Below are 23,159 nucleotides of genomic sequence, written 5' to 3'. Positions count from 1 at the left end.
TCAACCAGTTAGAAAGATCAGGGTGATAATCACCCCCATCAAACAAGGTACTTGATACCCAATATGGTCAAAATCACCCTGGACCCGCTGCATCTCATGCTGCTGGCCGATCTGGTGTCGGAGCTGCCCGCCGCCGTGCGCATGCAGCGGCTGGTGACCAGCTTGCGCGCGCACTTTCATTGCGGGGCAATGGCGGTGCTGCAACTGGAGGGCGACCACCTGCGGCCCGTGGCGGTCGATGGGCTGAGCCACGAGGCCCTGGGCCGGCGCTTCGCCATCCGTGACCACCCGCGCCTGGCGGCCATCCTGCAGCGCGACGGCGTCACGCGCTTTCACCACGACAGCCTTTTGCCCGACCCGTACGACGGCCTGCTGACCGAGCGCGCCGGGCAACCGCTGGCGGTGCACGACTGCATGGGCCTGTCGCTGAACGTGGAGGGCGCGCGCTGGGGCGTCGTCACGCTGGATGCGCTGCAACCCGGCACCTTCGACGGCGACGCCCAGGCCGAGCTGGCGGCGCTGGGCATTTCGATCGAAGCCGCGGCCCGCATCACCCGGCTGGAAAACCAGCTGCGCGCCCTGAGCAGCAACAGCGGCCACACCGTCATCACGCCCGAGGGCACCTCGCGCGATGAGCCCGAAATCGTCGGCCAGAGCCCGCCGCTGCAGCACCTGCTGCATGAGCTGGACGTGGTGGCCGAATCCGACCTGCCGGTGCTGCTGCTGGGCGAAACCGGCGTCGGCAAGGAACTGTTCGCGCACCGGCTGCACCGCCTGTCGCGCCGCCGCGCGCGGCCGCTGGTGCACGTCAACTGCGCCGCCTTACCCGAGTCGCTGGCCGAAAGCGAGCTGTTCGGCCACGTGCGCGGCGCCTTCTCGGGCGCGGTGGGCGAGCGCGCCGGCCGCTTTGAGGCGGCCGAGGGCGGCACGCTGTTTCTCGACGAGGTGGGCGAGCTGCCGCTGGCCATTCAGGCCAAGCTGCTGCGCACGCTGCAGAACGGCGAAATCCAGCGGCTGGGCGCCGACAAGCCCAAGCGCGTGAACGTGCGCGTCATCGCAGCCACCAACCGCAGCCTGCGCGAGCAGGTGGCGCAAGGCGCCTTTCGCGCCGACCTGTACCACCGGCTGTCGGTCTACCCGATCCCGATTCCGCCGCTGCGCGAACGTGGCAACGACCTGCTGCTGCTGTCCGGGCGCTTCCTGGAGCTGAACCGCTCGCGCCTGGGCCTGCGCAGCCTGCGCCTGTCGGCCGACGCCGAAGAGGCGCTGCGCCGCTACCGCTGGCCGGGCAACGTGCGCGAGCTGGAACACGTGATCAGCCGCGCCGCGCTCAAGGCCGTCAGCCGCGGCGCCGACCGGCGGGCCATCGTCACGCTGGAGCCCGACATGCTCGACCTGGACGACCTGGCCCTGCCCGGCCCGGTGGCTTCTACCGCCACCGCCAACACCGCCGCACAGGGCGGCGCCGCGCTGTCCGTGCCGCCACCGTGGCAGGCGATGGCCGGCGCGCGGCTGAGCGACATCGTGGACGCCAGCCAGCGCGCCGCCATCCGCCAGGCGCTGGACAGCCACGAGCAGAACTGGGCCGCCGCCGCGCGCCAGCTGGGCCTGGACGCCAGCAACCTGCACAAGCTGGCGCGCCGCCTGGGGCTTAAGTCTTCGGCAAGGCCCCAGCCTTGAAATGCCGTCAAATGGCACTATCATTAGCACTCGTCGGATCTGAGTGCTAACAACCCGTTGCACACCGGTTCGTATGGATGTGAGTGCCCGCCCGCGCGGGCGTTCTTTTCTTGTTCAAACTCCAGGAGATTCAATTGAAACTTCGTCCTTTGGCCGATCGCGTGATCGTCAAGCGCACTGACAGCGAAACCAAGACCGCCTCGGGCATCGTCATCCCCGACAACGCCGCCGAAAAGCCCGATCAGGGTGAAGTGCTGGCCGTTGGCCCGGGCAAGAAAAACGACAAGGGCGAGCTCTCGGCCATGAACGTGAAAGTGGGCGACCGCGTGCTGTTTGGCAAATACAGCGGCCAGACCGTCAAGGTCGACGGCGACGAACTGCTGGTGATGAAGGAAGACGACCTGTTCGCCGTGGTCGAGAAGTAAGTTCTCCCCGCTTCCGGTTTACTCATCTTTTAATAGCTGCTCGCGCAGGTTGCACCAGCGCTAGAGCCAGATTTAATCCATATTTTCAGGAGCCATCAAAATGGCAGCAAAAGACGTAGTGTTTGGCGGCGAAGCCCGCGCGCGCATGGTCGAGGGTGTGAACATCCTGGCCAACGCGGTCAAAGTGACCCTGGGCCCCAAAGGCCGCAACGTGGTGCTCGAGCGCTCTTTCGGCGCCCCCACCGTGACCAAGGACGGTGTGTCCGTGGCCAAAGAGATCGAGCTGAAGGACAAGCTGCAGAACATGGGCGCGCAGCTCGTGAAAGAAGTGGCCTCCAAGACCAGCGACAACGCGGGTGACGGCACCACCACCGCCACCGTGCTGGCCCAGGCCATCGTGCGCGAAGGCAGCAAGTACGTGGCCGCCGGCCTGAACCCCATGGACCTGAAGCGCGGTATCGACAAAGCCGTTGCCGCCCTGGTCGAGCAGCTAAAAAAGGCCAGCAAGGCCACCACCACCAGCAAGGAAATCGCTCAGGTTGGCTCCATCTCCGCCAACAGCGATGAGTCCATCGGCAAGATCATTGCCGACGCGATGGACAAAGTGGGCAAGGAAGGCGTGATCACCGTTGAAGACGGCAAGAGCCTGGACAACGAGCTGGACGTCGTCGAAGGCATGCAGTTCGACCGTGGCTACCTGTCGCCCTACTTCATCAACAACCCCGAAAAGCAAGCCGCGCTGCTGGACAACCCGTACGTGCTGCTGTTCGACAAGAAGATCAGCAACATCCGCGAGCTGCTGCCCACGCTGGAAGCCGTGGCCAAGGCCGGCCGCCCGCTGCTGATCATTGCCGAAGAAGTCGAAGGCGAAGCGCTGGCGACCCTGGTGGTCAACACCATCCGCGGCATCCTGAAAGTGGTGGCTGTGAAGGCCCCTGGCTTCGGCGACCGCCGCAAAGCCATGCTGGAAGACATCGCCATCCTGACCGGCGGCAAAGTGATCGCTGAAGAAGTGGGCCTGTCGCTGGAAAAAGTGACGCTGGCCGACCTGGGCCAGGCCAAGACCATCGAAGTGGGCAAGGAAAACACCACCATCATCGACGGCGCCGGCAAGGCTGAAGACATCGAAGCGCGCGTCAAGCAGATCCGCATCCAGATCGAAGAAGCCACCAGCGACTACGACCGCGAGAAGCTGCAAGAGCGCGTGGCCAAGCTGGCCGGCGGCGTGGCCGTCATCAAGGTCGGTGCCGCTACCGAAGTCGAGATGAAAGAGAAGAAAGCCCGCGTTGAAGACGCCCTGCACGCCACGCGCGCTGCGGTGGAAGAAGGCATCGTGGCCGGTGGTGGCGTGGCGCTGCTGCGCGCCAAGCAAGCCGCTGGCGAAATCAAGGGCGACAACGCCGACCAGGACGCCGGCATCAAGCTGATCCTGAAGGCCATCGAAGCGCCCCTGCGCGAGATCGTCTACAACGCCGGCGGCGAGCCTTCGGTGGTGGTCAACAAGGTGCTGGAAGGCAAAGGCAACTTTGGCTTCAACGCTGCCAACGACACCTACGGCGACCTGATCGAGCTGGGCATCCTGGACCCGACGAAAGTCACCCGCACTGCGCTGCAGAACGCCGCTTCCGTGGCTTCGCTGCTGCTGACGACCGAAGCCATGGTCGCCGAAGCACCGAAGGACGAAGCACCTGCTGGCGGCGGCATGCCTGGCGGCATGGGCGGCATGGGTGGCATGGACGGGATGATGTAATTCACCCCGTCAGGCCCCCGGCCTGACCGTTGGCGGCCGCACGGCCGCTGACAAAAACTGAAAGGCCGCTGGAGACAGCGGCCTTTCTTTTGTCCGATCCGCTTCAAGTCAAATCGCCATCCAGCGCAGGCGCCACCGGCGCTGTCAGCTAGTATTTTTGAAGCATCGCCACTGACAAATCGTGCTCGCGCCGCTGGCCGCGCGAAGCGCCAAGCCGCAGCGCTGGCGCGCATGCCATGCTCGCCCGTCGCATCCACCCAATCGCCGCCCACCCCATGCGCCTCTGGTCACTTCACCCCCGTTACCTCGATCCGCAGGGCATGGTCGCACTCTGGCGCGAAACCCTGCTGGCGCAGGCCGTGCTGCGAGAGCAGACGCGCGGCTACCGCAACCACCCGCAGCTGGACCGATTCAAGGCCCACCCCGCTCCGCTGGACGCGATGAGCGCCTACCTGCAAGCCATCCACGCCGAAGCCACCGCGCGCGGCTACCACTTTGACGCCAGCAAGATCCGCCCCGGCGCCCCGGCGGCGCCGATGACCGTCACCGCGGGCCAGATGACCTACGAATGGGCGCACCTGATGGCCAAGCTGCAGACGCGCAACCCCGCCCTGCATGAGCGCTGGCGCGCCACCACCGCGCCCGAAGCGCACCCCTTGCTGACCGTGCACCCCGGCGACCTGGAGCCGTGGGAGCGGCCCTGAGCGCCAGACACAGGCCACATTGCCGCAACATACGCGCGGCACACCAGCGGCCCCGCATTCGAGGGTTGGCCTGAAAACAATCTGGTTACGATTGGCCGCCTCTCGTTGCAACCCTTGTCCGCGCCGTGCCAGATTCTTTGCCCGCCCCTCGCGATGTTCCTTCCCGCGCCCGCCGCCTGGGCCTGATGGCGGGCGCGCTCGGGCTGATCGCGCCGCCGCTGCTGGCCGCGCCGCGCGGGCCCGATCGCACGTCGCAGCGCGCCGCCTACCCGCTGGCGCCGGGGCGGTCGTTCTGGGTGCCCGAGCTGTCGCCCAGCGGCCCGGTGGTCGCCTTCGTCAACCTTTACACACAGCACACGCAGGTGTACCGCAACGGCATCGCGGTCGGCTATTCCAGCGTCAGCACTGGCAAGCCCGGGCACGGCACGCCGTCCGGCTTGTTCACCGTGCTGGAAAAGCGGCGGCACCACCGATCCAACCTGTACAGCAACGCGCCCATGCCGTGGATGATCCGGCTGACCTGGGGCGGCATCGCCTTTCACGGCGGGGCGCTGCCGGGCTACCCAGCGTCGCACGGCTGCATCCGCCTGCCGATGGACTTTGCCGCGCGCCTGTTCAGCGTGCTGGGCCACGGCGACACGGTGGCCGTGCTGCGGCACGCGCCCGGCGCCGGGCTGTCGCCCCTGCCCACGCTGGCGCCCATCGACCCGCAGGGCCAGCCCTTGCTGCAGCCCGGCATGATTGCCGCGCCGACGTACTGGCGTGAAGAGCGTTCGGCCACCGCCAGCGCGGCACCGGCCCAGCGCATGGGCACGGCGGCGGCTGCGTCCGCTTCCACCACGGCGGCCATGGCGCCCCAGGCAAGTGCATCAGCGTCCGCACCCATCGCGCCAGCCTCGGCGATGCCCTTGTCGCTGCTTGCCAGCCTGCCGCAGCGCCGGCTGTTCGTGATGCGCGGCGGGCGCATGCTGGCCTCTGCCGCCTTGCCGGAGGGCGTGTCGGCGTGGTCTGGCGCGACGCCGGTGCTGGTGTGGTCCGCCAAAGGCCAATGGGAGGGCGCGCACGGCACACAGCCCAGCGGCCTGTCAGACGCTCAGGTATGGCAGCAGCTGTTGGGCGGGCAAGCGGCGTGGGCCGAGCGCCTGCGCGCACACCTGGTGCCGGGCAGCACGCTGGCCATCAGCCCGCTGCCCGCGCTGAGCGACGTGCACACGGCCGCTTGGGGGCTGACTGCGTAGGTCGAAGCGACCGTGTGCCGATGGCGCGCAGGTCGCGCGGTCGGTTGGACTACAGGCAGCGCTGAATCCGGCGCCGTGCCGGATAGCCGGGCTGGCGCGGGCAGGCGCCTCAGCCTTGCCGCAACCAGCCCACCAGCGCGGCGGTAGACGCGTCCAGCGCCGCACACGCATCCGCGTCGGGCGACAGCAGCGCATTTTCGATCTCGCCCGCGTGGCGCTTGCCCAGCTCAACCCCCCACTGGTCAAAGCTGTTGATGCCCCACAGCGAGCCCAACGCAAACGTGCGGTGCTCGTACAGCGCCAGCAGCGCGCCGATGCTCTGAGCCGACTGGTCGGGCAGCAGCAGCACCGTGGACGGCCGGTTGCCCGGAAAGTGCCGTTCGGGCGCGTCGCCCGGCTGGCCCATCATCAGCGCGCGCGCCTGCGCCAGTGCGTTGGCCAGCAGCTTGCGGTGGTGCTCCGGCAGGCTGTGCGCGGCGGTGGCCGACAGCACGAATTCCACCGGCACCACGTCGCTGCCCTGGTGCAGCGCCTGAAAGAACGCGTGCTGCCCGTTGCTGCCCGCCTGCCCCCACACCGTGGCGGCGGTGGCAAACGGCACGGTGCGCCCGTGGGCGTCCACGCGCTTGCCGTTGCTTTCCATTTCCAGCTGCTGCAAGTAGGCCGGCAGCGCCCGCAGCCCATGCAGGTAGGGCACCACGCAGCGGCTGGCCAGGTGCAGGGCGTTGCGGTACCACAGGTCCAACAGCGCGAGCTGCACCGGCAGGTTGCGCGCCAGCGGGGTTTCGGCAAAGTGCCGGTCCATCGCATGGGCACCAGCCAGCAGCGCTTCAAAACCTTCGCGGCCCACGGCGATCGCAATCGACAGGCCGATGGAAGACCACAGCGAATAGCGCCCACCCACGCCTTCGTCAAAGCCCAGGCAGCGCTCGATGCCGAAGGCGCGCGCCGCCGTGGGGTTGGCGCTCAGCGCGACGAAGTGGCGCGCCACGTCGGCGCCGCCTTGGGCCTGGTACCAGGCGCGGGCCGACAGCGCGTTGCGCATGGTTTCGGCTGTGCCAAAGCTTTTGGACGCGACCAGGAACAGCGTCTGCTCGGGCCGCAGCTGGCGCAGCAGCGCGGCCAGCTCGTGCCCATCCATGTTGGCGACGAAGTGCACGCGCGGGCCACTGGTGGCCTGCGCCGCCGACAGCGCCTGCACCACCATGCGCGGGCCCAGGTCTGAGCCGCCAATGCCGATGTTCACCACGTCGGTGATGGCCTCGTCGGCTCGCACGGCGTCGGCCAGGGTCAGCATTTGCGCGCGCCAGTCTGCTATCGAATACAGAGCTGCCGGCGCTGATTCAGCGGTCGCTGGCGCCCAATTTCGCCATGCAACGTGGGTAACGGCGCGCTGTTCGCTGGCGTTGATGGGCTCGCCCGCCAGCAGCGCGTCGCGGTGGCTTTCCAGCCCGCATTCGTGCGCCAGCTTCGTCAGCAGGCGCTGGGCTTCGGCGTCGATCAGGTTCTTGGACAGGTCCGCCCGAACGTGCGGCGCCTCAAAGCTGAAACGCGCTGCGCGCTGCGCATCGGCGGCAAAGCCAGCGCGCAGATCGAAAGCGTCTTTACCAGTGAAAGCGCGCTGCGCGTGCGCCAGCAGCGGCGCCCAGCTGGGCGCCTCGTCGCAGCGAGGACGGTCTTGCCAGGTGGCCATGGCCTGGGTCAGGCCGCCAGCATCAGTGCGTCGAGCTTTTCGGCGTCGGCGATGAATGCGCGAATGCCCTCGGCCAGCTTTTCGGTGGCCATGGCGTCCTGGTTCAGCGCCAGGCGGAAGCCCGCTTCGTCGTAGCGCGCGGCGGGCAGGTCCATTTTTTGGGCGGCCGCAGGGTCCAGCGCGCGCTGCAGCGGCGCCTCACTGGCGGCCAGCTGCGCCAGCAGGTCGGGGCTGATGGTGAGCAGGTCGCAGCCGGCCAGCGCGGTGATCTGGCCGACGTTGCGGAAGCTGGCGCCCATCACCTCGGTGGCGATGCCGTGGCGCTTGTAGTGATCGTAAATGCGCTTGACCGACCGCACGCCAGGGTCGTTGGCGCCCGCCTGGGCGGCTTCGTCCCACGCGGCGCCGGCGGATTTCTTGTACCAGTCGTAGATGCGCCCGACAAAGGGCGAGATCAGCTGCACCTTGGCCTGGCCGCACACCACGGCCTGGCAGAAGCTGAACAGCAGCGTCAGGTTGCAGTGGATGCCGCGCTTTTCCAGCCGCTCGGCCGCGCGGATGCCTTCCCAGGTGCTGGCGATCTTGATCAGCACGCGGTCGGTGGGCACGCCAGCGGCCTGGTACAGCTCGATCAGCCGTTCGGCGCGGGTGTAGGTGGCGTCTTCGTCGAAAGACAGGCGCGCATCCACTTCGGTGGACACGCGGCCGGGAATGATGGACAGGATTTCGGTGCCAAAGCGCACCAGCAGGCGGTCCACCACCTCATCGAGCGGCTTGCCGCGGTGGGCGGCCACGGTGTCGGCCAGCAGCGGGGCGTACTCGGGCTTTTGCACCGCTTTCAGGATGAGCGATGGGTTGGTGGTGGCGTCTTGCGGCTTGAACTGGGCAAGCTGGCGGAAGTCCCCGGTGTCCGCCACCACGGTAGTGAATTGCTTGAGTGCGTCTAGCTGGTTCATGGCCGGTGATTATCGTGCCTTGCGCCGGCCTGTCCGTTACATACGGCGACGTTTCGGCGCGCGCGGCGCGGTGGCGAAAGCGCGGCAGCGCGGGCGCCGCCAGGCCACCCGCGCCGCGCCCGCCCATGCCTTACTTGAAGTTGCGCGTGCTGTACTGCGCGAGCGGCAGGCGCCCCAGTTGCGGCAGGCCGGTGGCGTCCTTGGGCTGGCGGTCGATGTAGTCGAACAGCACGTCGGCATCCAGCACGCCAATGTCCAGCCGGCGCGCAGCGGGCACGGCGGCCAGGGTCTTGTAGCCGTCGCCGCCGGTGGCGTTGAAGCTCAGCACGAACAGGCGGTAAGTCTTGGCAGGGTCCAAGGTGCCCCAGGCGCCGGTGGCCGGGTCGCGCACCTCGATCTGGCTGACGCGCGAGCCCGCCGCGGCTTTGGAATCCACGTCGAACCGCAGGCCGCCGGTGTAGGGGTACGGCCCCGTGGTGCCGTTGGCGCCAAAGGTGGCTTCCAGCCCGTCTTCGAGCATGGCCTTGACCTCGGCGCCCGTCACCTGCAAGCGGAACAGCATGTTGCCGAAAGGCAGCACCTGGATCACGTTGGCGGCCGTCACCCGGCCCAGCAAGGGCACGCGCACGCCGCCGCCGCTTTGCAGCGAGATGTCGGCACCGCCGTACTTGGCGTTGGCCACGTCCAGGTAAGCCTGCGCCACCAGCTGCTGGATATCACCACCGTGCTGGTTGACCAGCCCTTCGGCGTTGCAGCCCGTGCTGGAGCGGCTGTAGTCCACCGAGCCCGGCCCGCCCGGCACGCGGCGCGAGCACAGCTCGGTCGGCGCGCTGGCCACCACGGTTTTATTGAATACCTCAACCCGGGCCTTGAACGGCGCCAGCACGCTGGTGGCGTTGGCCGACGGCGCGGTCACCCGCAGCACGCCGGCAGCTTTCACGCTGGCGTCGATGGCGGCCTGCTCGGCGGCCGTGGGCGCCTTGCCGCCAAGCGTGTAGTTGTTGCCGATCAGCACGTGCGGCGTGCCCGCGCATTCCTGCACGTCGCCCTTGGCGTCGAAGCGCACCTTCAGCTCGCCCACCACCTGGGCGTATTCCCATGCCTGCACGATGCAGACCATCTTGCCGTCCTTGTCGGTGGCGACCGTGGGGTAAGCGCCCGCAGGCGAGCCCACGCCCAGCGTCGTCAGACTGGCCGGGCCGAGCAGCGTGTGCGAATCGCCGCCCACCACCACATCCACGCCGCTCAGCTTGGCCACCACCTGGCGGTCGTATTCGTAGCCTATGTGGCTGGCCAGCACGATCTTGTTCACGCCCTGGGCACGCAGCGCGTCGATTTCGCGCTGCGCAGCGGCGGCCTCGTCCTGGAAGGTGGTGTCCGGGTCGGGACTGGACGACGCCTTGGTCTTGCCCGCGATGGTCAGGCCGATCACGCCAATCTTCTGGCCGCCGCGCTCGAACACTTTCGAGGGCACCACATAGCCCGGCGCGCGCGATGAATTGAGTGCCGAGTTGGCGCCAAAGCTGGTGTTGGCGCTCAGCACGGTGGTGTTGCAGCTGCCTTTCTTGAGCAGGTCGAGGAAGCCCTTGAGGCCGCTGTCGCCCTTGTCGAACTCGTGGTTGCCCAGCGTGAAGGTGTCGAAGCACACGGTATTCATCATCGCGGCGTCGGCCTCGCCGTCGGCACCCGCGCGGTTGAAGTACAGCGTGCCCGTGAGCGCGTCGCCTGCGTGGATCTTCAGCACGTTGGGGCCAGCGGCCTTGGCGATGTCTTCAATGGCCTGCGTGACGCGCGGAAAGCCCGCCGCATCCACGGTGACGGTGGACGGCGTGGCGCCGCCCGTATTCAGCTTGAGCGTACGACTCTTGCTGTCCAGCGTGGAATGCTGGTCGTTGATGTGCACCAGGGTGAGGGTGTAGTCCGCAGGCGCGGGCGGGTTGGTGTCGTCGTCATCGCTGCCGCCGCATGCCGTGACCAGCAGCGTGGCCGCTGCGACGCTGGTCAGCGTTACCCACTTGGACCTTGATAGGCGCATCCCTCTACCTCTCGTCAAATGATTTTGGAAGGGGGATCGTGGCTGGCGGGTGTTTCAGTGGCGTGACACCTTGGAGGGTTGGAGGGGCAAGCGTGACGGCTTGATGTCGGACATCGGAAGTTTGCGTGGCGCCCGTCCTGCCTGCGCTGGCAGCTATCTTTTTTGGGTGTTGATGGGTCTGAGCCCCGGCGCAGGCCCGCTAGGGTCGTACCCCGATCTCTGCTGAGAAATTACTATCGAATAGATAGCTGGTAGCGCAGGTGGGGCTTGCGCTGAGGCGGCTTTCTTTTGGGAATCTTGGGTTGGCTGATTCGCTGAGGGCGGAGGCCGGGTCTCGGCCCTCAGCAACCCCAACCAAACATCAAAAAAGATAGCTGCCAGCGCAGGCCACACCAGCGCCAGCAGCCGATCTCTCAAAGATCAGAAGTCCGCCACCACCGATCCCTTGAACTCATCCTTGATGAACGCACGCACTTCAGGCGAGCGGTAGGCCTTCACGAACTTGGCCACCCACGGCTGCTTCTGGTCGGCCGTGCGCACCACCAGAATGTTCGCGTACGGGCCTTTGGGCCCTTCGATGGCGATGGCGTCCTTGGACGGGTTCAGCCCCGCCGGCAAGGCGTAGTTGGTGTTGATGGCGGCGGCGTCCAGGTCGTCCAGCGAACGCGGCAGTTGGGCGGCGTCCAGTTCAACAAAGCGCAATTTCTTGGGGTTTTCGGCCACGTCCAGCGGCGTGGCTTTCAGGCCCGCGCTGCCTTTGAGTTTGATCAGCCCCTGCTCTTGCAGCAGCAGCAGCACGCGGCCGCCGTTGGTCGGGTCGTTGGGGATGCCCACGCGCGCGCCGGGCTTCAGGTCGGCCAGCTTCTTGATCTTTTTGGAATAGATGCCGATCGGGAAGGTGACGGTGCTGGCCACGCTGGTGAACTTGTAGCCGCGGTCGGCAATCTGCTGGTCGAGGTAGGGCTTGTGCTGGTAGCTGTTGGCGTCCAGGTCGCCAGCGGCCAGGGCGGCGTTGGGCTGCACGTAGTCGCTGAACTCGACCACGGTGATGGCCAGGCCGTCCTTGGCGGCGGCTTTTTTGACCGCTTCCATGATCTGCGCGTGCGGGCCGGCGGTCACGCCCACCTTGATATTGGTTTTGTCCTGCGCCTGGGCCAGCGGGCTGCCCAGCAGGGTGAACGCGGCGATGGCGGCGGTGGCGATGAGCGAGGTGCGACGTTGCATGGTGAATCCCTTTCTGGTGGCGTCAAGCCGTGATGAGTAAGCCGGGGCTTTGGATAAAAGAAGCTTCCAGCGCCCGCGCACAGGGCGCGGGAAGCTATGAATTCAGGAGTATTGGTGAATCAGAGGTGGATCAACGGTGGCTGAGGCGGCGCACCAGCCAGTCGCCCGCGCTCTGGATGATCTGCACGAAGACGATCAGCACCAGCACCACGGCCAGCATCACGTCGGGCAGAAAGCGCTGGTAGCCGTAGCGGATGCCCAGGTCGCCCAGGCCGCCGCCGCCAATGGCGCCGGCCATGGCCGAATAGCCGGTCAGCGCCACCAGCGAAATGGTGATGCCCGCCACGATGCCGGGCAGCGCCTCAGGCAGCAGCACCTTCCACACGATCTGGCCGGTGGTGGCGCCCATGGCCTGCGCGGCTTCGATCAGGCCGCTGTCCACCTCGCGCAAGGCGGTTTCAACCAGGCGCGCAATGAAGGGCGCGGCCGCCAGCGTGAGCGGCACCACGGCCGCCCACGTGCCGATGGACGAACCCGTGATGAAACGGGTGAACGGGATGATGGCCACCAGCAGGATGATGAACGGGGTGGACCGCACGGCGTTCACCACCCCGCCCACCACGCGGTGAAAGAAGGGGCGTGGCAGCACGCTGCCGCTGTCGGTCAGCCGCAGCAGCACGCCCAGCGGAATGCCGATCAGCGCGCCCGCGGCGCCGGCCACGCCCACCATCAGCACGGTTTCCCACAAAGACGTGGCGAACAGGTCCCACAGCGCGGGGGTCAGGTTTTCAAACATCGCGGTCAGCCTTGCAGGGAAACGGTTTCACGCAGGTCGGCGGTTGCAGGGGCTTGTGCGACGTCGCCCGGCAGATCGAGCAGCTGGGCGTGCAGGCCCACCGTTTGCAGCGCGGCCAACGCGCCGTGCACGGCCTGGGCGGGGCCGCTCAAGAACACCGTCAGCGCGCCCACGGTGTGGCCCTGGATGTCGTCCACCTGGCCGTGCAGCACGCTCAGATCCACGCCGTATTCGCGAATCAGTCGCGACAGAAGCGGCTGCCCGGCCGCATCGCCCGCCACCGACAGGCGCAGCAGCTGGCCCACCTGGCCCGCCGGCAAGGCGGCCCGGGCGCGTGCGGCGTGGGCGTACACACTGTCCGGCAGCGACTGGGGCAGGATTTCCTCGATCAGGCTGCGCGTCACCGCGTGCTGCGGGCGGGTGAACACGTCGACCACGGCGCCCTGCTCCACCACCTGACCTGCGTCCAGCACGGCCACGCGGTCGGCGATCTGCTTGATGACCTGCATCTGGTGCGTGATAAGCACGATAGTCAGGCCCAGCTCGCGGTTGATGCGCGCCAGCAGGGCCAGGATGGATCGGGTGGTTTCCGGATCGAGCGCGGACGTGGCTTCGTCCGACAGCAGCACCTTGGGCTGGCTGGCCAGCGCGCGCGCAATGCCCACGCGCTGCTTCTGCCCACCGCTGATCTGCGACGGGTAGCGGTCCGCCAGCGGCGCCAGGCCCACCAGTTCCAGCAGCGGCAGCACGCGGGCGCGGATGTCGGCGCGCTTCATGCCCGCCAGCTCCAGCGGCAGCGCCACGTTGTCGAACACCGTGCGCGAGCTGAGCAGGTTGAAGTGCTGGAACACCATGCCGATTTCCTGCCGGGCGGCGCGCAGGCCGCGCGCATCCAGCGTCGTCAAATCGGTGCCGCCGACCCACACGCGCCCGGCGCTGGGGCGATTGAGCAGGTTGATGGTGCGCACCAGCGAGCTTTTGCCCGCGCCGCTGCGGCCGATGATGCCGAACACCTCGCCCGCGGGAATGTCCAGGTCGATATGGCGCAGCGCGGGCACGTCGGTGCCGGGGTAGCGCAGCTCGATGCCTTGCAGCTGGATGGCGCTGCCGGTGTGCGCCGGGCCGCGTGCAGCGGACGTACCGCGCTGGCCTGAAGCCGGGGCGGAAGATTCAACGCGCGCTGCGGCGCCCGCCTGGGCAAGGTCGCCCGCCGCGCGAGCCACCGGCCCAACCGGCCCTAGAGAAGCAAAACTGTCAGTCACAAACATGGCCATGCAAAAGGGTTGAGCAACGCGAACGCCCGTGCGCCAGCGTTGCCATACCGTAATCGGTCGATTCTCGGGATAACCCTTAGACATTACAACGAATAAAAAGTGTTTTGCATATTCCGTTACGGGCCGCGCGCGTGGCGCGCTTGACGGCGGTCAGGGCGACGGCGGCGCGCGCCTGCGGGGCAACCGACAGGCGGCGTGGCAAGCCGCCGCCCGCCGCTGCGGGGCCATCACGAGCTTTGGAACCGGCCTGCGCGGCGCATCGTGCGGGTAGCGTTTTCCCAGCGAGCGCACCTGAGAGCCGCAGCGCACAAAGACTATCGGCCTTGGAGCTTAAAAGGGCTACCGAAGGCGGTGAGGGGGCAGCGCCGCGACCCGCATCAATTCAAGCCGTATCAGCCTGTGGCCCAGTTGCCACCGGCGCTAGCCGCTTTTATTTCAATAGCAGAACGCCAGCCGCATTCGGCTCAGATGCGGCCCTCTTCCACCGCGTGGCAGGCCACCTGCACGCCGCGCAGGTGCAGCAGCGCGGGGCGTTCGGCCTTGCAGCGCGCGTTGGCGTGCGGGCAGCGCGGGTGAAAGGTGCAGCCGCTGGGCGGGTTCAGCGGGTTGGGCACTTCGCCCTGCACCGGCGTGCGGGCGCGGCCGGTGTCGTGCATCTTCGGAATCGCGTCCAGCAGCATGCGCGTGTACGGGTGCTGCGGCTGGGCGAACAGCTGGTGCTTGGGCGCCAGCTCGACGATGCGGCCCAGGTACATCACGCCGACCTGGTCGCTCACGTGGCGCACCACGGCCAGGTTGTGGCTGATGAAGAGGTAGGTCAACCCGCGCTCGCGCTGCAGGTTCTTCATGATGTTGAGCACCTGCGCCTGCACCGACACATCGAGGGCCGACGTGGGCTCGTCGCACACCAGAAACTCGGGCGCGGTGGCCAGCGCCCGCGCGATGGAGATGCGCTGGCGCTGCCCGCCCGAGAACTGATGCGGGTACTTGGCCATGTCGGCGGGCGACAGGCCTACCGACTGCAGCAGCTCGCCCACGCGCTCGCGCGCCTCGGCGTCGGACTTGGCCATGCCATGCTCGTGCAGCGGCTCGGCAATGATGTCGGCCACTTTCCAGCGCGGGTTCAGGCTGGCGTACGGGTCTTGGAAGATCATCTGCACGCTGCGGCGCAGGTGGTGGCCGTTCTTGCCCTTGAAGCCGGCGTGCGCGTCTTGCCCGCCAAAGTAAAAGCTGCCGCGCGTGGGCTCGTACAGGCCCACCAGCAGGCGCGCCACGGTGCTCTTGCCGCAGCCCGATTCGCCCACCAGCGCCAGCGTCTGGCCCTTTTCGATGCTGAAGGTGGCGTCGTCCACCGCGCGCAGCAGCTGGCGCGGCTTGCGTTCCAGCACGCGGTTCAGCCACGGGGGCGACACGTCGAAGGTCTTGGCCAGGCCCTCGGCGCGCACCAGCGGCTGGTGGTCTTGGGCGGGGGCGGCGTGGGCAGGTGCTTGCATCACGGCAGTGGCTTCGGCGCTCATGCGGGCACCCCCGTTTCGGTGACGCGCTGCACGCGCCCGTCGCCGGCGTGCAACCAGCAGGCGGCGCGGGTGGCGCCGGCGTTCATCAGGTCGGGCCGCTCGGTGCGGCAACGTTCTTGAAAGCCGTAGGGGCAGCGCGGGTTGAAGGCGCAGCCGCGCGGAATGGCGTTCAGGCGCGGCATGGCACCGTCGATCTGGTAGAGCACCTCAACGTCAGATTCCATGTCAGGAATGGCGGCCATCAGGCCTTCGGTGTAGGGGTGCGCGGGGTGGTTGATCACCTCGTGCACGGGGCCGATTTCGGCAATGCGCCCCGCGTACATCACGGCCACGCGGTCGCAGGTTTCGGCGATCACGCCCATGTCGTGCGTGATCAGCATCACGGCGGCGCCGCGTTCGCGGCACACGCGCTTGAGCAGGCTGATGATCTGCGCCTGGATGGACACGTCCAGCGCCGTGGTGGGCTCATCGGCCACGATCAGCTTGGGCTCGGCCGCCAGCGCCAGGGCGATCACCACGCGCTGGCGCATGCCGCCGCTGAACTGGTGCGGGTAATGGTCGATGCGCTGCTCGGCCGCGGGAATGCCGGTGTCTTTCAGCAAGTTGATGGCGCGCTGGCGCGCCTCGGCGGCGTTGACCGGCAAGTGCGTCTGGATGGTTTCGATCAACTGGCGGCCCACGGTGTACAGCGGGTTCAGCGAGGTCAACGGGTCCTGGAAGATGGCGCCGATCTGGCGGCCGCGAACGTGGCGCATTTCTTCGTGCGGCAGGTTGTCGATGCGCCGGCCTTCCAGCAGGATTTCGCCGCTGGCCACGTGGCCGGGCGGCTCCAGCAGGCCGATGATCGACGCGCCGGTGAGCGACTTGCCCGCACCGGATTCGCCCACCACGCCCAGGATTTCGCCCGGCGCAATGTCGAAGGAAATATCGTCCAGCGCGCGCAGCACGCCGCGCCGGTTGGGGAATTCGACCACCAGGTTCTTGACTTGCAGCAGTGACATCGTGGTTAAGTTACTCTGGTTTTGATAGCTGCCGGCGCTTGTCAGGCAAGCGCTGGCGGCCAAAACTACGATCAGTTCAGGCGTGGGTTGAGCGCGTCGCGCAGCCAGTCGCCCAGCAGGTTGACCGACAGCGCGATCAGCACCAGCATCAGCCCCGGGAAGATGGTGATCCACCATTCGCCCGAGAAGAGGTAGTCGTTGCCCACGCGGATCAGCGTGCCCAGCGAAGGCGAAGTGGGCGGCACGCCCACGCCCAGGAAGGACAGCGTGGCCTCGGTGATGATGGCCGTGGCCACCTGGATGGTGGCCAGCACCATCACCGGGCCCATCACGTTGGGCAGGATGTGCTTGAGCATGATGCGCCAGTTGGACACGCCCGTCACCCGCGCGGCGTGCACGTATTCCTTGCTGCGCTCGACCATGGTGCTGGCGCGCACCGTGCGGGCGTACTGCACCCAGCCGTTGCTGCCCGCGAACGCGATGGCCAGCACCAGCACGCCAAAGGCCACGCCCTCGGCCGCGTTGGGGTACAGCGCGCGCGCCACCCCGGCGATCAGCAGCGCGACCAGGATGGCGGGGAAGGACGACACCACGTCGCACACGCGCATCAAGAACCCGTCCACCCAGCCGCCCACGGCACCGCTGACCAGCCCCAGCAGCACGCCGATGGCCAGCGACAGCACCACCGCCGCCAGGCCCACGAACAGCGAAATGCGCGTGCCGTACATCAGCGCCGACAGGATGTCGCGCCCCTGGTCGTCGGTGCCCAGCAGGTAGGTGGCCTTGCCATCGGGGTACCAGGCGGGGGGCAGGCGCGAATCGCTCAGCTCCAGCGTGGTCAGGTCGAACGGGTTGTGCGGCGCGATCCACGGCGCGAACAGCGCGCAGAACAGGCACATGAAGGCAATGACCGCCGCGATGATGGCGGTGGGCGAGTGGCGAAAGCTGTAGCCGACGTCGCTGTCCCACCAGCGGTGCAGGATGTTGCTCATTTATTCATAGCTCCTTGCGCTGGCAGACACTGCGCTGGGTCGGGTTTCTTCAGCCATTGCAGACATTCGCTCAGTGTGGCTGCAGCCGGGGGCGATCCATCGCTTCGTATTCTTCATGGTCGTGGGTGACGTGGGTGAGTGAACAACAGCTGGCGCAGAAACGCCTGGCATGAGCCAGGGCGCCCTCAATGCCCCGAATTGGCCACCCGCAGACGGGGATCGACCACCACATAAAGCAGGTCAACGATCAGGTTGATCGTCACAAAGATCAACGCGATCAGGCACAGGTAGGCGGCCATCACGGGCACGTCGGCAAAGGTCACGGCCTGGATGAACAGCAGGCCCATGCCCGGCCACTGGAAAACGGTTTCCGTGATGATGGCGAAGGCAATCAGGCCGCCCAGCTGCAGGCCCGTGATGGTCATCACCGGCACCAGCGTGTTCTTCAGGGCGTGGCCGAAGTAGACGGCCCGGTCGGTCAGGCCGCGCGCCTTGGCAAACTTGATGTAGTCGGTGCGCAGCACTTCCAGCATCTCGGCGCGCACCAGCCGCATGATCAAGGTCAGCTGGAACACGGCCAGCGTGATGGCCGGCAGGATGATGTGCTTCCAGCCGGTGGCTGTCAGCAGGCCGGTGCTCCACCAGCCGATCTGCACCGTGTCGCCCCGCCCGAAGCTGGGCAGCCAGCCCAACCAGACGGAAAACACCAGGATCAGCAAGATGCCGATCAGGAAAGTGGGCAGCGAAACGCCCAGCAGCGACACCGTCATGAACAACTGACTGAGGAAGGTGCCCCGCTTGAGCGCGGCGTACACCCCCATCGGCACGCCCACGACCAGCGCCATGACGGCGGCGACCATGGCCAGCTCGAACGTCGCGGGAAAGCGCTCGCCCAGCAGGCGCGACACCTTGGCGCCCTGGCGCAGGCTGAGGCCGAATTCGCCCTGCGCCGCGTTCACCAGAAAGTGCCAAAACTGTACGAAGAAAGGCTGATCCAGCCCCAGATCGGCGCGCAACTGGCGAATCTGCTCCGGCGTAGCGTCTTGCCCCAGCAAGAACACCACCGGATCACCCACGTACTGGAACAGCAGGAAGGCGATGAACGCCACCGAAACCATCACGACGATGGCCTGCAAAAGTCGGCGAAGTAGAAAGGCACCCATCCGTCAGTGTCAATATGTAAAGCTATCGTTTCATGCTAACAGACCATGCAGCGCACCAGAACAGGGAATCTGCGTAGATGAACTGCCGGGCGCTGCGGGCCATCACGAGCGCCTGCCGCCCTATTTGCCGACCGCTTCGCGATTCAAGGCCATGTGGGCGAACAACGCAGGCGCGCTGAAAGACTCGCCTTGCAGGGCATGCAAGCAAGCGCGATGCCAAGGTCGCCGCGCGGCGACCAGATCGACCGCAGCCGTCAGGGCGCCGGCAAGATCGAAGCGCGGTGGCGCTCGCGGGCCCACAAAGTCAGGCCGCACAACATCACGATGACCTGGGTGCCGATGAGTGCCGCAAAGCCGGCGAAGAAGCCTGCCCCGGCGCTGCCCCCTTCGCCGCCGCCCACGGCCGAGATCACCCAACCCATGATGGCCGGCATGAAGCCCGCCACCAGACTGCCCACGCCGTTGGTCACGCCGAAGGCGCTGGCCACGAGCTCGGGTTGCGCACAGTACTGCAACGTGCTGGGATAGGCGGGGCTCATCAACCCCCAGAACAGGCTGGCTGCCACCAGGCTGTACGTGGCGGCGTAGGGGTCGACCATCTGGATCGCCGTCATCACCGATGCGCTGATGCCGATGCTGCAGACGACGAACAGCAAGGGTACGTTGCGCCGCGGGAGGCGGTCGATCAAGATGCCGCCGACCAGAACGCCGAACACCGTCGCGTACGGCGGCAGCGAGGCCAGCCAGCCCGTTTCGCGCATGGAAAAACCTCGGGCCTCTTTGAGGTAGGCGGGCAACCAGCTGCTGGCGCCCCACAGGTACGCCAGAAAGGCCGCCGTCATGACGGTCAGCAACAGCAAATAGCGGGTTTTGAGCGCGCCCACCACGATGCGGCCGACCTGGTCCAACGGCTCTGGCCCCTTGGCCTCAGGCGCCGCCGCCGGCATCCGCACAAAAGCCCACACCAGCGGGATACCCACCACGATGTTGATCAGGCCCAGCACATGGAACGAGGTTTGCCAGTCGTGCCCCACCACCAGGTACCCAACGAAGGGGTAGCCGATGGCCAGGCCCAGCCCTGTTCCCATGTTGACGAACGCGTTGGGCTTACCGTTTTCCTCCGAGCCGAAGTACGCCTTGATGTACTGCCCCGCCGGCCCATTTGGGTGCTCTCGCTCGCCGGATCACCTACGCGCAGCCTGTTGGTCGCCTCGACCAGGCGCGTGACGAACTCGTCATAGATGCCACGCGCCACGAACAAACGCGAACCTGCGATGCACGATTCGCCCGAGCTGCTGAAGATGCCGTAGAGCACGCCGTAAACGGCGTGATCGAGGTCGGCGTCTTCAAGCACCATGGTGGGCGACTTGCCGCCCAGCTCCAGCGAGACCGGCATCATCTTGTCGGCTGCGATGTGCGCGATGTGTTTGCCGGTGGTGGTACCGCCGGTGAAGGACACGCGCTTGACCAGCGGGTGCTGGGTGATGGCGTCGCCGATCACCGAGCCTTTGCCGGGCAACACGCTGACGATGCCCTTGGGAACGCCGGCCTCCTCACAGATCTTCGCGAGTTCGAGTGCCATCAGCGGCGTGACCTCGGCGGGCTTGACGACCACTGCGTTGCCGGCCGCCAGCGCGGGCGCGAGCTTCTGGGCTTCGCTGGCAATGGGCGAGTTCCATGGTGTGATGGCCGCCACCACGCCCATCGGCTCGCGGACGCTCATCGTCACATAGGTGCCGCGCGAAGGAGTGATGGTGTCCTCCAGCGTCTCCAGCGCGGCAGCGAAGAACTGGAAGGTGCCCGCGGCGCTGGCGACCAGCGCGCGCGTCTCGCTGATCGGCTTGCCGTTGTCCAGGCGCTGCTTCTGCGCCAGAGCCTCCGAACGCTCGCGGATGAGTGCTGCCACGCGGTGCAACACGGCGGCGCGCAAATGCGGCAGCATCTGCGCCCATCCACTGGTGCGAAAAGCCTGGTCGGCGCGGGCGATGGCTTCTTGTACGTCGGCCAGACTCGCAGCGCGCAGACGGGCGATGGGCTTGCCGGTGGCGGGGTACAGGCTTTCATACACGTCGCCACCGCCAAGACGCCATTCGCCGGCCACATTGATGGGGAGCAGTTCAAGGTTCGACATCGCAGGCGCTCTCGTTCTTGGGATCAGATAACCAGCGGAGCAGCGCGGCCACGCAAGGCTCGCACCGCGCTGTAGACGGTCAGTGCCGAGGTCTTGGGATTGGCGGACAGCGGCTGGTTGCGCATGGTCAGCTCGAAGCGGCCGAAGGCGCCGGTGGCCTCCACCTGGTGCACGTTCTCGGTGACGGCCGGGTCGGCGATCAGGCGTACGGCGGTGCGGTCAAGACCCAGTCCGGCCAGCGAGACGGTGGCAGCGACGTTGGCATTTTTGGGGTACAGGTGCGCAGCTTCTCGGGCAGACCCTTCGAAGATGACCGTCTCTGCGGTGAGCGTTTCCAGTTCACGCCCCTGCTCGGCCGGGGTGCCGCTCCAGGCAAGCGGCGGCTTGCGGCCGGTGTAGCGCACTGTTTCCAGGCCGCCAATGCGGGCGGCAGCGAGTGCGTCGATGGCGCCGATGGCGCCGGCGATCAATTGCACCTGCGTGCCGCCGTCGCGTGCAGCGGCCTCCAACTGCTCGGGCAGCCCGTGGGCAGACAGCGCGCCGACCGAGGCAACAATGGCCGGCACGCCGCGCTGTAGCGCCGGCAGCACGTGCTGCTCAATGGCCGAATGGCCGCCGGCTTCCAAGATCAAGTCCACGCCCAGAAACGGCACGGACTGCGTCACCCGGGCGTTTGGCGCCAGGCGGCCAGCAACGCTTCGTGCCTGACCCATACCGTGCGCTGGCACCACGATGGCTGCCGCCTGCAGATCGGCATCCGCCTGCACCAGCTCCAGCAACGCGGTGCCGATGGCTCCGCATCCAATCAGGGCGAATCGCACGGTCATCGAAGCCCTCAAACGGCGGGACTGGCGGGCACCTGATCCAGTTTGTTCACTGGCGGGCCGGCAAAATTGGTTTTGAATCCGCCGATCGAACGCATATCGATTTCCAGCAGAAACGGGCCTTTGGCAGCCCAAGCCGCTTTGAGTTGATCCGGCAGTTCGTCAAGGCTTGCAATCCGCGCATGCGGCAGCTGGATCGACGCACACAGTTGCGCGTAGTCTGGCGTGTGCAGCTCCACATAGCAGTGCCGGCCGCCATACGATGCGTCCTGAATGTTGCGAATGACACCGTATCGCTGGTCGTTCATCAGCACGATCAGTGCATCGCACTTCTCTTGCACCAGCGTGGCCAACTCGCCCAGGTTCAGGATGAAGCCACCGTCACCCGCCAGACCCAGGGTTTTCCTGCCAGATCCCGTTTCGGCGGCGCCAACCGCCGCGCCGATGGCCATGGGCATGCCCATGCCGATGCCGCCGCCGGTGGCGTGCACGCCCGCATTGGGCTCGAAGAAACGCAGTTCGCGGTTCCCCCACGTGCTGTTGGACAGCGTAACGTCACGAACCCAGTTGAACTTGCGGCCCGCTATGGTCTGCAGCTGCTGAACCAGTTGCGCGTAAGGGCCCAAGCCGTCGCGCAGCATGCCGGCGGCAGCGTCATGCGCTTTGCGCAGGTCGGCCAGCAACGCCGGATCGGCCTTGTAGCCGCGCTTTTCGAGCCGATCCGCCAAGCCTGCCAGCGCCAGACCGGCATCGCCACACACAAAACCGTCGTCCGCATAGCAGCGGCCCTGCTGCGCTGCGTCCACATCGACGCGCAGCAGTGGGCGCGGCAGCTGCAGTTCGTACTTCAGGGTTTCGTTGCTGCGTAGGCGAGTGCCCACCGCCAGCATGGCGTCGCAGGTCTGGAAGAAGGCTTCCACCGGCTTTTGAATGTTGTAGGCGCCCAGCGAAGCGGGGTCGTCTTCGGGCACGATGCCGCGCCCTTGCACGGTGGTCACGATGCCGAAACCCATGGCCTTGAGGCGCTCCACATGCTTGCCGGCATGGCGTGCGCCGCCGCCCAGCCACAACAGCGGCCGCCTAGCCATTGCTAGCCGATCGGCCATGGCGTCGAGAGCGGCTTCGGCCGGCGCCAAAACCGAGACCGGCAGGGGCGACAGATCGGCGGGCATGTGGACCAAGGTTTGCTGGATATCGATCGGAATCTCGACGCTGACCGGCCCCGTAGGTGCAGTCATTGCCGCCTGCACAGCGGCCTTGAGCGTGGACAGGCAAGTCCCGGCGCTGCGCACGCGGAAAGCCGCCTTGGATACGGCTGTCAGCATGGTCAGCTGATCGGGCGCCTCATGGATGTAGGACAGCTTTTGGTCGAGGTACTGCATCTCGATCTGACCTGTGATGTGCAGCAGCGGCGTGCCGGCCGTGTAGGCCTCGACCAAACTGCCGGCAATGTTGCCGGCAGCCGGGCCGGTGCTGGTGATGCACACCCCCAGGCTGGAGGTGGAGCGGGCGTAGGCATCGGCCATGTTGCCCGCTCCGGCCTCGCCACGTGCCATGACAAATCGGATCGCACCACGTTGGGCAAGCGCATCCAGGATTGGCATGTTGTGAATGGAGATCACGCCGAACGCAGCCTTGACGCCACACTGTTCGAGGAAGGCCGCGACCAAAGCGCCGACGGTGATTTTTGTGGCGGGGTTCGTCATGAGATCCGAAATGGGTTTCGTGGTTCGTTGGTCGATAGGCGCTGAGCAAT

At 66.9% G+C, this 23,159-nt stretch carries 17 protein-coding genes and 2 pseudogenes; 5 read left to right on the top strand and 14 right to left on the bottom strand.

All coding sequences use genetic code 11. The annotated features are described in order from the left end of the window. Positions 1 to 63 precede the first annotated feature (63 nt). The 5 genes from norR to C6570_RS07160 all read left to right on the top strand — a co-directional run bounded on the left by norR (position 64) and on the right by C6570_RS07160 (position 5,797). Positions 64 to 1,680 (top strand): nitric oxide reductase transcriptional regulator NorR, encoded by a 1,617-nt coding sequence (norR, locus tag C6570_RS07180; RefSeq protein ID WP_106702607.1) that lies wholly within the window; start codon positions 64 to 66, stop codon positions 1,678 to 1,680. A gap of 134 nt (positions 1,681 to 1,814) precedes the next feature. Then, positions 1,815 to 2,105 carry a co-chaperone GroES gene (gene groES / locus C6570_RS07175; RefSeq protein ID WP_106704562.1) on the top strand — a complete coding sequence of 97 codons (291 nt, stop codon included), beginning with the start codon at positions 1,815 to 1,817 and terminating at the stop codon, positions 2,103 to 2,105. A gap of 100 nt (positions 2,106 to 2,205) precedes the next feature. Further along, positions 2,206 to 3,855, top strand: coding sequence for a chaperonin GroEL (groL, locus tag C6570_RS07170; RefSeq protein WP_106702606.1), 1,650 nt, complete (start codon positions 2,206 to 2,208; stop codon positions 3,853 to 3,855). A 275-nt stretch (positions 3,856 to 4,130) separates the two neighbouring features. Then, positions 4,131 to 4,559: a pyrimidine dimer DNA glycosylase/endonuclease V gene (locus tag C6570_RS07165; protein ID WP_106702605.1), complete on the top strand. Its 429-nt coding sequence runs from the start codon at positions 4,131 to 4,133 to the stop codon at positions 4,557 to 4,559. 125 nt (positions 4,560 to 4,684) lie between these two features. Further along, complete coding sequence (locus C6570_RS07160) at positions 4,685 to 5,797, top strand: L,D-transpeptidase family protein (protein WP_211297660.1); 1,113 nt, start codon at positions 4,685 to 4,687, stop codon at positions 5,795 to 5,797. 109 nt (positions 5,798 to 5,906) lie between these two features. Here the strand turns inward: C6570_RS07160 and pgi are convergent, their stop codons facing one another. From pgi to C6570_RS07090, 14 genes and pseudogenes are all read right to left on the bottom strand, one after another. Further along, a complete protein-coding gene (pgi, locus tag C6570_RS07155) occupies positions 5,907 to 7,490 on the bottom strand; it encodes a glucose-6-phosphate isomerase (RefSeq protein WP_106702603.1) in 1,584 nt (527 codons plus the stop codon). Between the two features lie 8 nt (positions 7,491 to 7,498). Next, positions 7,499 to 8,446, bottom strand: a complete 948-nt coding sequence (gene tal, locus C6570_RS07150) for a transaldolase (RefSeq protein ID WP_106702602.1) — start codon at positions 8,444 to 8,446, stop codon at positions 7,499 to 7,501. A gap of 130 nt (positions 8,447 to 8,576) precedes the next feature. Next, entirely contained in the window at positions 8,577 to 10,481 is a 1,905-nt protein-coding gene (locus tag C6570_RS07145; protein ID WP_106702601.1) for a bifunctional metallophosphatase/5'-nucleotidase, read from the bottom strand. Positions 10,482 to 10,901: 420 nt separating this feature from the next. Then, entirely contained in the window at positions 10,902 to 11,705 is an 804-nt protein-coding gene (locus C6570_RS07140) for a MetQ/NlpA family ABC transporter substrate-binding protein (protein WP_106702600.1), read from the bottom strand. 130 nt (positions 11,706 to 11,835) lie between these two features. Beyond that, complete coding sequence (locus tag C6570_RS07135; RefSeq protein WP_106702599.1) at positions 11,836 to 12,501, bottom strand: methionine ABC transporter permease; 666 nt, start codon at positions 12,499 to 12,501, stop codon at positions 11,836 to 11,838. A 5-nt stretch (positions 12,502 to 12,506) separates the two neighbouring features. Next, entirely contained in the window at positions 12,507 to 13,763 is a 1,257-nt protein-coding gene (locus C6570_RS07130; RefSeq protein WP_425437922.1) for a methionine ABC transporter ATP-binding protein, read from the bottom strand. Positions 13,764 to 14,239: 476 nt separating this feature from the next. Further along, positions 14,240 to 15,268, bottom strand: a complete 1,029-nt coding sequence (locus C6570_RS07125) for an ABC transporter ATP-binding protein (RefSeq protein ID WP_245896434.1) — start codon at positions 15,266 to 15,268, stop codon at positions 14,240 to 14,242. A gap of 20 nt (positions 15,269 to 15,288) precedes the next feature. After that, on the bottom strand, positions 15,289 to 16,293 hold the full coding sequence (locus C6570_RS07120) for an ABC transporter ATP-binding protein (RefSeq protein ID WP_106702597.1): 1,005 nt from the start codon (positions 16,291 to 16,293) through the stop codon (positions 15,289 to 15,291). A 71-nt stretch (positions 16,294 to 16,364) separates the two neighbouring features. Next, on the bottom strand, positions 16,365 to 17,285 hold the full coding sequence (locus C6570_RS07115; protein WP_106702596.1) for an ABC transporter permease: 921 nt from the start codon (positions 17,283 to 17,285) through the stop codon (positions 16,365 to 16,367). 185 nt (positions 17,286 to 17,470) lie between these two features. Then, complete coding sequence (locus tag C6570_RS07110; RefSeq protein ID WP_106702595.1) at positions 17,471 to 18,448, bottom strand: ABC transporter permease; 978 nt, start codon at positions 18,446 to 18,448, stop codon at positions 17,471 to 17,473. Between the two features lie 254 nt (positions 18,449 to 18,702). After that, a pseudogene (locus C6570_RS07105) lies at positions 18,703 to 19,602 on the bottom strand (MFS transporter); the annotation flags it as partial. Then, positions 19,575 to 20,579 (bottom strand): annotated as a pseudogene (locus C6570_RS07100) (aldehyde dehydrogenase family protein); the annotation flags it as partial. The pseudogenes C6570_RS07100 and C6570_RS07105, both read right to left, overlap by 28 nt. Before the next feature lie 23 nt (positions 20,580 to 20,602). Then, positions 20,603 to 21,406, bottom strand: coding sequence for an aspartate dehydrogenase (locus C6570_RS07095; protein WP_106702593.1), 804 nt, complete (start codon positions 21,404 to 21,406; stop codon positions 20,603 to 20,605). Between the two features lie 8 nt (positions 21,407 to 21,414). Beyond that, positions 21,415 to 23,109 carry a thiamine pyrophosphate-binding protein gene (locus tag C6570_RS07090; RefSeq protein WP_106702592.1) on the bottom strand — a complete coding sequence of 565 codons (1,695 nt, stop codon included), beginning with the start codon at positions 23,107 to 23,109 and terminating at the stop codon, positions 21,415 to 21,417. Positions 23,110 to 23,159 lie beyond the last annotated feature (50 nt).

The sequence above is a fragment of the Ottowia oryzae genome (genome assembly GCF_003008535.1).
Lineage (GTDB): Bacteria > Pseudomonadota > Gammaproteobacteria > Burkholderiales > Burkholderiaceae_C > Ottowia > Ottowia oryzae.
Note: the sequence above shows the minus strand (reverse complement) of the source record. Positions and strands in the feature narration are given on the sequence as shown.